Source organism: Burkholderia sp. BCC1985 (genome assembly GCF_905339915.1).
Lineage (GTDB): Bacteria > Pseudomonadota > Gammaproteobacteria > Burkholderiales > Burkholderiaceae > Burkholderia.
This window is the reverse complement of record NZ_CAJPGY010000087.1, coordinates 1-9,469: the sequence shown is the minus strand read 5'-3', so window position 1 is coordinate 9,469 and position 9,469 is coordinate 1. Positions and strand designations below refer to the sequence as shown.

Annotated in this window: 7 protein-coding genes and 1 pseudogene; 4 read left to right on the top strand and 4 right to left on the bottom strand. The window is 65.6% G+C overall.

The window, feature by feature from the left end; translation table 11 throughout:
- Positions 1-1,815, top strand: a 1,815-nt coding sequence (locus U4Z31_RS36565; RefSeq protein WP_415750335.1) for a beta strand repeat-containing protein, incomplete at its 5' end; no start/stop codon positions are given.
- 267 nt (positions 1,816-2,082) lie between these two features.
- Positions 2,083-3,456, top strand: coding sequence for a TolC family outer membrane protein (locus tag U4Z31_RS36560; RefSeq protein WP_124487249.1), 1,374 nt, complete (start codon positions 2,083-2,085; stop codon positions 3,454-3,456).
- A gap of 134 nt (positions 3,457-3,590) precedes the next feature.
- Here the strand turns inward: U4Z31_RS36560 and U4Z31_RS36555 are convergent.
- From U4Z31_RS36555 to U4Z31_RS36545, 3 genes and pseudogenes are all read right to left on the bottom strand, one after another.
- Positions 3,591-4,247: pseudogene (locus U4Z31_RS36555) on the bottom strand (tyrosine-type recombinase/integrase); the annotation flags it as partial.
- A gap of 87 nt (positions 4,248-4,334) precedes the next feature.
- On the bottom strand, positions 4,335-4,712 hold the full coding sequence (locus U4Z31_RS36550) for a hypothetical protein (protein ID WP_321812955.1): 378 nt from the start codon (positions 4,710-4,712) through the stop codon (positions 4,335-4,337).
- 32 nt (positions 4,713-4,744) lie between these two features.
- Positions 4,745-5,206, bottom strand: a complete 462-nt coding sequence (locus tag U4Z31_RS36545; RefSeq protein ID WP_321812954.1) for a hypothetical protein — start codon at positions 5,204-5,206, stop codon at positions 4,745-4,747.
- 719 nt (positions 5,207-5,925) lie between these two features.
- Here U4Z31_RS36545 and U4Z31_RS36540 point away from each other — a divergent pair.
- Both U4Z31_RS36540 and U4Z31_RS36535 read left to right on the top strand, forming a co-directional pair.
- On the top strand, positions 5,926-8,229 hold the full coding sequence (locus U4Z31_RS36540) for a YjbH domain-containing protein (RefSeq protein WP_321812953.1): 2,304 nt from the start codon (positions 5,926-5,928) through the stop codon (positions 8,227-8,229).
- 54 nt (positions 8,230-8,283) lie between these two features.
- A complete protein-coding gene (locus tag U4Z31_RS36535) occupies positions 8,284-9,000 on the top strand; it encodes a carboxypeptidase regulatory-like domain-containing protein (RefSeq protein WP_321812952.1) in 717 nt (238 codons plus the stop codon).
- A 272-nt stretch (positions 9,001-9,272) separates the two neighbouring features.
- On the opposite strand, the gene U4Z31_RS36530 is transcribed toward U4Z31_RS36535, so the two are convergent.
- On the bottom strand, positions 9,273-9,469 hold a 197-nt coding region (locus tag U4Z31_RS36530; protein ID WP_321812951.1), incomplete at its 5' end, for a sigma factor-like helix-turn-helix DNA-binding protein.

Genomic DNA, 9,469 nt, shown 5'->3' with positions numbered 1-9,469 from the left:
ATCGACAACGGCGCGCACTGGAACACCAGCTTCAGCGCCGTCGAAGGCACGAACAACGTGCAGGTCCGCCAGATCGACGTGGCAGGCAACATCTCGAACGCGACCAGCTTCAATTTCACGCTCGACACCACCGCCCCGTCCACGCTGTCGTGGCAATACAGCGGGAACACGCTCACAGCCAACACCGACACGTCGAACGTCTGGAAAGTGACGGTCCACGACAACACCACCAACGCCGACTACAGCGCAACGCAACAAAGCGCCGGTACCTGGGCCTTCACGCAACAGAGCCTCAACCTCAACAAGGACTCCCTCACCGTGACCGAGTGGGACACGGCAGGCAACACGCGATCCTCGACGCACACGGCGCCCGCCGGCGTCGCCGGATCCGAGATCAATCTGGCGCTGGCCGATCCGTCCGGCCATGCGTCCGACCTCGCGGTGACGATCGCCGGCATCCCGTCCGGCTGGACGCTGAACGCCGGCACCAACCTCGGCAACGGCGCATGGCTCGTCCCGACGAACGATCTCGGCGCACTCACCGTCACGCCGCCCGCGTCCTTCACGGGCGCCACGGTGCTCACCGTGACCGAAACCTGGACCGCCGCGGACGGCAGCCACCAGGCCGTCACGGTCGCCGACAACGTCGAAGCGTTCGCGGCCAACGCGCCGATCTTCGCGTGGTCCGGCGACGATCAGCTCACGGGATCCGCCGGCCACGACTTGTTCGTGTTCGCGCAGCCGATCGGCAACGACACGCTGCACAATCTCGACCTCGCCGCCGACAAGATCGACCTCGTCGGATTCACCGGCATCACGAGCTTCAGCGACGTCCAGGCCCACATGACGGACGACGCCAACGGCAACGCGGTGATTGCACTGGGCGACGGCGCGACCATCACGGTGGCGGGCGTTCACGCCACCGACCTCACCAGCGACAATTTCGTGTTCGAACAAGAGGCGGTCACGACCAACGCCGGCGTCATGACGGTCAACGACGGCGCGATGCTTCCCGTCGGCGGCACGATCGACAACACGGGCACGATCGCGCTCGGATCGACGGGCGACCTGACCCGGTTCGAGGTGCTGGTCAGGAGCGCGACGCTGGAAGGCGGCGGTCACGTGACGCTGTCGGACGACAGCCACAACGTCATCTTCGGCAGCACGCCGGACGCGACGCTCGTCAACGTCGACAACACGATCGCCGGGGCCGGCCAGCTCGGCGCCGGCCAGCTGACGCTCGTCAACGAAGGGACGATCGTCGCCAGCGGCGCCAACGCGCTCGTGATCGACACGGGCGCCCACGCCGTCGTCAATACGGGCACGCTCGAGGCAACCGGCAGCGGCGGCCTCGTGCTCGACAGCGCCGTAGCGAACACGGGCAACCTGTGGGCCAACAACGGCAACCTGACGATCCACGGCGACGTGACGGGCGCCGGCAGCGCGACGATCAGCGGCGCCGCGACCCTGGAGTTCGGCGGCGCGTCCGCGGAAAACACGACGTTCGCCGACGGCGCCGCCGGTACGCTCAAGCTGGACCAGTCCGCCGGCTTCACCGGCACGGTCAGCGGCTTCGGCGCGGCCGATACGCTCGATCTCGCGGATGTCCTGTTCAACGACCACACGACGCTCAGCTTCACGGCCAACGACACCGGAACGGGCGGCACGCTGACCGTCAGCGACGGCGCCCACACGGCGCAGGTTGCGCTGCAGGGCAACCTGTCGGCCGGCGGCTTCCAGCTTTCGCACGATCAAGGCAGCGGCACCGTCGTCACTTACACCCCGCCGCCGCTGCCCCACGTCCAGGAGGTCTAGCCGGCCGGAACGCCCCGCGAGCGACGCGTGCACGCGCGATCGAATGCAGCACGCCGTCGCTCGCGGCGGCAGGTCCGACGCATCCTGCGCAGCGCACCGACGCGAATATCTTCACGGGAAATCCGTCGAATGGACTAAGCTGCCAGAAGGCGCAACGTGATTCCGGCGAGCTGCGCCGGCCGCATGATTCCGAGCATCGCGAAATATCCGATCGTGCCTGAGCCGTGCTGCTTGCTGGCAGCTGTCAGGCGACAGGAAACCGAGTCGATGAACCGAAACTACCCGCTGCTAGCCGTGCTCGCACTCGCGTCGGCGCTTGCCGCCGCCTCGTCGCTCGCCGCCGCGCAAAGTCTCCAGGAAGCAGTCGAGCAAGCGATCAGAACCAACCCCGAAGTCCGCGCCACCACGTATAACCGCGAAGCGGCCGATCAGGGCCTGAAGCAGGCGCGGGCCGGCTACTGGCCGCGCGTGGACGTCGACGCGTCGATCGGCAAGGAGCAGCGCGACGATGTGGAGACCCGCCTGCTCGGCCTGAACCGGACCACGTTCACGCATCGCAATGCCAACGTGACGTTGTCGCAGATGCTGTTCGACGGCTTCGCGGTCAGGAGCGAAGTGGCGCGTCAGCAGGCGCGCATCGACTCGTCCGCCAATCGCGTCGCCTCCACGTCCGAGGACGTTGCGCTGCGCGTGGTGGGCGCCTATCTCGAGGTGCTGCGCCGCCGGGAGACGACGGCCGCCGCCGAGGACAACCTCGAATCCCATCGCCGGATCCACGACCAGATCAAGCTGCGCAGCGACCGCGGCGTCGGGCGCCGCGCCGACCTTTACCAGGCGGAAAGCCGGCTGGCGCTGGCCCAGGACAACTTGCGCACCGAGCAAAGCAGCCTGAAGGATGCCGAAGTGGCTTACGCCCGTCTCGTAGGCTCGGCCCCGGATGCGCTCGTCAAGCCGGTGGCGCCGGAAGGCGCGCTGCCGCCGACCGAACGCCTCGCGCTGGACGCGGCGCTGGCGAACCACCCGTCGCTCGCCGGCGCCGAGGCGGACGTGGCCCAGGCACGCGCCCGGTACGACGGCGCCAAGGCCGCGCTGTGGCCGCGCCTCGACCTGGAGCTCAGCGCGAGCCACGACCGCGACGGCGTGCTCGGCCCGACCAACGACCGCCGCGTGATGCTGCGTCTTCGCTACAACCTGTTCCAAGGGGGCGCCGACAAGGCGCGCATCGGCGAAGCGCACGCGCAGATCCGCGAAGCGGAAGAGGAACGCAATCGCACGCGCCTCGAGATCCAGGAAAGCGTTTCGCATGCGTACAACGCGTACCTCACCGCGCGCGACCGGATGGTCGTGCTCAAGCAGTACGTCGATTCCAGTGCGTCGACGCGCGAAGCGTACATGCTGCAGTTCGGCATCGGACAGCGCTCGCTGCTCGATCTGCTCAATGCCGAGAACGAGTATTACAGCGCGCGCATCGATTACATCGGCGGCCAGTATGCGGAAGCCGCGAGCGCCTACCGGGTGTTCGCCGGCATGGGACAGTTGCTCGATACGCTGCACGTCGGGCGGCCGGCCGAGGCGTGGGGAGCCGGCAGCGCGCGGCCGGCGGTCGCCTTCAATCGCGGCGCCCAGGACACCGGGAAATGACACTCGCCCGGGCGGCGCGGCTGACCGGACCCGGCGCGCTCATGGGGGGATGAACACGGGAAGCGCAATTTTCTGTCATAAGCCTTGAAGTTATGAAATCTATTGTGCTTATGCTTAAGGTGCCATAAGCAGGCCTACTGCTTGAAATCCCGTGAGCGAAACGCCTGATCGATTTGCCGGGCTCGCTGCACCTCGTCGCTGTGCAGGTAGGTCGATGTCGTCGAGATCGAGGCGTGCCGCAGGTTGTCGCGCACCATGATCAGCTCAGCACCACGCGCCAGCGCGTGCGACGCGTGGGTGTGCCGCATCCAGTGCGGGCTCGCGCGGCGCAGCTTTTCGGCGGTCGAAGGCCGATCGTCCTGGATTGCATCGGCCACCAGCATGAAGAACCGTCGCAGCACGCGCCAGAGCCGTCTGAGTTCGATGCCCGCGCCATCCTCGTCAAGGCTCGCAACGAGCGGCGTCGCCGGGTCCCAGCGTGCGAGCGTGATCGGCAGCCCGCGCTGCACGAGAAATTGATCCAGCGCGGTTCGAGCGAGTGACGGTAGCGCCACCTTGCCGAGCTTGCCATCCTTGCCAAGCACGTGCAGCCAGTGATCGCCGTGCTCGTCCCGGCGGATGTCGCCGAGCGTCGCGCCGACCAGCTCGCTCGCGCGCAGGCCGGTCGCATAGCCGAAGTCCAGCAGGAAGCGGAGGCGCTGCACGGCCGGCAGGCTCCAGCCGTACGACCATTCGAGGCCCTCGGCAAGTGCGCGGATCAACAACCACTCGCCCTCGGAGAATCCCCGTGACCACGATGACGATGCGCGAGCTGGACCGATTCAAGGTGATTCAGGATGTATCCCATCGCCATAGACTATTTGAAATTTTCATTCAAATTAATGCAATTGCACCTCCGAATATAATTGACTCCATAAGCGAGAAAAGCGTGACTGCGCCAGATATGCCGGCATCTCCGAATAGACGAAGAACGGAGTCAACCCATAGCGTAAGCCCTGTCGATCACATTGCCGCAGAAAAGTCGGCCCCGCCTGTGTCGCCGCCTCCAGCAAGCTGCGTAGCGGCATGCCCGCGGTCTCATTGAGCACGACGTGAAGAATCGGATAGAGTGCGTCACGCTCACGGCACTCGGTTTGGCGACATGCTTCGCAATACGCCTCCCAGCCTTCGTCGGTGCGGTCGATCGGTGCAAGGACGGCCGCGCGGACGTGCGCGGAGACGACGTCATCGAGACATTTCCGATTGCCCTCCAGCACCGCGAGATTCTTACGCCGAAACGCATCTTCGATCAGCGCGCGTTCGGCGTCGTCGATTGTCCGGAAGCCGCGTAATCTTTATCGCCCCAGGCTTCCGCGTAGTCCCAGTCATACAGTGACCGGACATCGTTCAGTCTCTGCTCTTCGACGACATAGCGCACGAGCGTCGGACACATGTCCATGACGAACAGCCTCTGATTCAACGCGTCCATGGTCCTTGCCGGCATTCTGTCGACGAGGTACTCCAGCGACTCCGCGTTTGCGCGCCGGTGGACGCGCACCGCCCGGCTCGCCACGTCCGGTGCCGCGGCCCGGTCATTTAACGGTCCTGCCACGGTCAACCGTTTGTCCAGTGACCTGGTCGTCACGGCGGCATAACCCGGATGAAAAGCCACGATTGAAGCGCGATCGCCATAGCCAAATCGCGCGAGCACGTCGAGGTACTGTTCGAGCCGCTCCAAGGTGCGCACGCACGCATCAAGCGATTGATTCAATACTGGTTTATCCGGTGTTCAAGCGAAAGGCGATCCCGTTCGCGCGCCCGGGCATGCTTATTTCCGTCGACTCAAGTTGTCGGATTTGATCAAGAATCCGGCGCAGATTGCGCTTCCGGTTTCCACTAGACTTACTCGCATATAGGTAACGATCGGTAATACAGCAGCGAGACATGCGAACCCATCGGAAGCGCACGTCTGAATGAAACGATTGCCCGCGGACGTGTACCGCACGGCGTCGGCCCGATCGCCGGACGCATGAGCATGGGGTGAAAGTCGGTCTAATTATAAGTTATGCGAATGAAATGATATTGACGACACCCGGTGCCGATTGCGGTCGCCGGGCTTGATTGCGCGAGCGAGTCGCTTCGGGGAACGGTCCACGCGGCAGGACGCGGTGGGCGCGCCAAATCGCTAACGGGCGCGCGATGTTGGGGGGCGTTGCCATGTGTCGATCACGGTCCCATGTGTCGATCACGGTCCCATGTGATCGGCGCGCGACAGCGATCGGAGTTATGCATACCGGTGCGTCGCGGGTGATGCGGGCACTTCGCCGTTCCGCGGGACGGGTTTGGGTAGAGGATCGAGAGGAATCTTCGATCGCATCGTCGCCGCATGAGCGTTCACGGCCACGAGCGATGCCAGTGCCGCGGCGGTGCACGTCGACGTTCGGCGATGTCGGATGCCACACACGATACGAACAACCAAGTACACGACCGATGACGATCAAGCTACGTGCGAACGCGACCACGAACAAGCCGGCGGCCATTGCCCTGGGGGCAGCGGTGGCATTTTCCCTGCCGGCTGGTGCGGCGGGCACGCCCGTGCTGACATCGCTGGGGCAGTCCGGCGGGCTATTGATTCCATACGGATTCACGCTGCCTGAAGGAACATTCGAGGGGCAATACAACAACTACATCGATCCACGGTTCGGGAAGCAGACGACGAGTTCGGACATCGTTTGGGGCGCGATCGGCCTGTTTCCGCACGTGGAGATATCCGGCGGTCTGGCGAACTATCCAGGCGACGTACGCACGACGGTGCCGGGCTACGACCACATCGTGCTTCGACATCTGATGGCGAACGCAAAGGTCTCGATTCCGAAGTTCTTCACATACCAGCCGGACATCGCGATCGGCATCAATGACGTTGGCGGGCAAACGCATTACTTCCGGTCCACCTACGGTGTCGTATCGCAAGTGCTCGGGCCCGCGACGCTGACGGTCGGCTACGGGCACGGCGACCGGCTCGACGGGGTGTTCGGCGGCGCCGAGCTTCGGCTGTGGCACACGGGCCTGTCGCTGCTGGCGGAGCACGATTCGAAAACGCCCTATGCGGGCATCCGCTTCCAATCGCCGCCGATCAAGTGGCTGGCCGACGCGAGCCTCGTGGGCACCGTGATGCGCTCGCTCAGGCATACGGACGGGATCGCGCCGCGCACGTCGTTCTCGATCGGCGTGCAGATTCCGCTCGGCCGGCGGTTCGATGCCGCGCGCTGCGGCGACGGCTTGTGTAGCGACGCGCCGGTTGTCGCGGCAGGCACATCGGCGCCGGACGACACGCTGCGACCTGCGGCCGCGCTCACGCCGCTCAGCGCATTCACGCGGATCGAGCCTGCCACGCCTGCGGCGGCGGATGCGTCACGCGACGATCGAGTCATGCCGTCGCTTCACACGCCGCCGGATCTCGTTCGGACCGCCGCGCCGGCAGTCGACGCGGCGCCGGACCCGGCGGCGCTCGACAGGATCGTGCGCGCGCTGACGGACGCCGGACTCGAGCGCGTGCGCGCCGGCATGGCGGGCGCGGATCTCGTCGTCGAATATGAAAACCACCGCTACAACCAGAACGAGGCGGACGCGCTGGGCATCGCGCTCGGCGCGGCGGCGGAGTACGCGCCGAAGGGCGTCGAGACCGTGCGCATCGTAATCAAGAAGGCGAACGAGCCGGTGGGCGAGTTGAGCGCCGATCGGGCGGACTACGCGCGCTTCGTCGCGGGTGGCGCGTCGACCGCCGCCGGCGCGTCGCTGTCGATGCGCACGCGGCCGACGCACGATGCTGATTCGATTGCGTGGGTAGGCAACGCCCGCGCGCACGGGCTCGTACGGATCCAGATCGCGCCGGTCACGCACTACCTCTACGGCACTGAGTACGGCAACTTCGACTACTCCGTGGGCGCGAAAATCCAGGGCTTCGTGCCGCTGTGGCGCGGCGCGGAACTGTATTCGAGCGTGATCGTGCCGATTGCGAACAGCAAGAACATGGACAACGGCCGCGTCTACGACCAATACCGCTTGCGCGGCGGGCTGTCGACCGTTGCGCTCGTGCAGAGCTTCTGGATTGCGCCGCGCGTTTTCAACGTGACCGCGCTCGGCAAGTTCGACCTCCAGTACCTGGGCGTCGAGAACGAGACGACCGCGTTCGTACCGGGCCGTCCCGACGTGGTGCGGCTGAAGCTCGCCTATCTGCATCACGAGCCGGGCAAGGATGCGCTGCCGGCGGAGAAGAACGCGCTGCTCACGTACCGGTGGGTCGAGCCCGCATGGAAGATGTGGATCGAGGCGGGCGTCGCGCGCTATGTCGGTGGCGACAAGGGCCCGCTGATCACGTTGACGCGCTGGTTCGACGACGTGTCGTTCAGCGTGCAGGGATGGCATAGCGGCCACGGCTCGTTCGTCGGCGCGTCGGTCAGTTTCCCGTTGACGCCGCGCCAGGGCATGAAGCCGGGGATCGTGCAGATCAACGGGCCCGAGCAGTTCTCGCTCAATTTCCGCACGCGTGTCGGATCGTCGAACTATCTCGCGCAAGACGGCGCCGAGAATCTCGACTTTGCCTACAACGCGCAACAGTTCCTGCTCAACCAGGGGCGCTTCAGCGCCGAGTACTTCGCGACGCAGCTTTACCGGATGCGCGATGCCTACAAGCGCTACGCGCATTCCGCCGGCGTGGCGCCGCCCGCGACGGAGGCGGCGCTGCCGGCTGACGGCGTGCAGCCGTCGGCCGCGCGCGAGGCAAGCATTCAATGATCGAGGGACCGGAGAGTCCTCGGGAAAATCGGGTTGATCTAACGGAGAAAATCGATGAAGACGATGAAGAAAGCGGCAGTGAGGGCATTGCAAGTCGGCACGTTTGCGCTCGCGGGTACGCTCGCGGCCTGTGGCGGAGGTGACGACAGTCCGAGCACGACGCCTTCGAATGCGTCGTCGGCCACGATCAACGGCACGGCCGCGACCGGCGCAGCGATGGCGAACGCGGCGATCACGATCGTGTGCGCGACCGGCAACGGTTCGGGCACGGCCGACGCGAACGGCGCTTTCTCGGTCACGTTTGTGCTCGCGGGGCCGTGCGCGATCACCGGCACGAACGGGACGACCACGCTGCACTCGTTCGCGAGCGGCGGCGGCACGTTCAACGTGACGCCGTTGACCGAACTGCTGCTGACCTATCTGGCGGGGCAACTGGGCACGGACCTGAACGGGCTGCTGTCGGGCCTCGCGTCCAATCCGACGTATCAAAGCGCGTTGACGAACCCCGCTGTCGTTGCGGCTGCGGCGAATGGGGTTGCCCAGACCATCAAGAACGAAACCGGCGTCACGCTGTCGACGTCCGCGTTCCTGACGACGCCGTTCAAGCCAGGCCAGGCCGGCCAGGATTCGGACCTCGAAGCGCTGAAATCGAAGGGTGCGCTCGGAGGAAACGGCCAGCCGTCTGAGACGTTGCTCGGCAAGGTGGGTAACGCCGGCAAGGCAGCTGGCAAGCCCACCGGCGGCACCGGCGGCAGCGGCAACCCGGCGTAACGGCGAGCGAAGCCGCGCGCGGCGCCGTGCGCGCGGATTCACACCCGGCGCGTTGCCCGCCACGCGGTTCGATGTCGAACGCGCGCGCCGGGGCAACCGTGCCTTGGCGGCTGATATGACGCCCCGTGTCAATCGGGTTCGTTTTTTCAGTTTTCGAAGGCACGTTGCCTGAATTTCCCGAGGGCGACGTAGCAGCAAATCTCGCCGGGCATGCCGCCTGCCGACTTGTTCCGGCCAGCGAAGTGAGTTCGAGGGTGAAAGACGAAATTGCCTCAGCGCTCAAGAAAGGGCCTGAGCTTGTCTGCACGGCTGGGATGCATCAGCTTGCGCATCGCCTTGCTCTCAATCTGACGGATCCGCTCGCGGGTCACGTCGAACTGCTTGCCGACCTCTTCAAGCGTGTGATCGGAGTTTGTGTCGAGCCCGAATCGCATCCGCAGAACCTTGGCTTCGCGCGGCGACAACCCGG

Coding starts and splice junctions, on each gene's coding strand:
- U4Z31_RS36560 (WP_124487249.1), top strand. CDS start 2,083: ATGAACCGAAACTACCCGCTGCTAGCCGTGCTCGCACTCGCGTCGGCG.
- U4Z31_RS36535 (WP_321812952.1), top strand. CDS start 8,284: ATGAAGACGATGAAGAAAGCGGCAGTGAGGGCATTGCAAGTCGGCACG.
- U4Z31_RS36540 (WP_321812953.1), top strand. CDS start 5,926: ATGACGATCAAGCTACGTGCGAACGCGACCACGAACAAGCCGGCGGCC.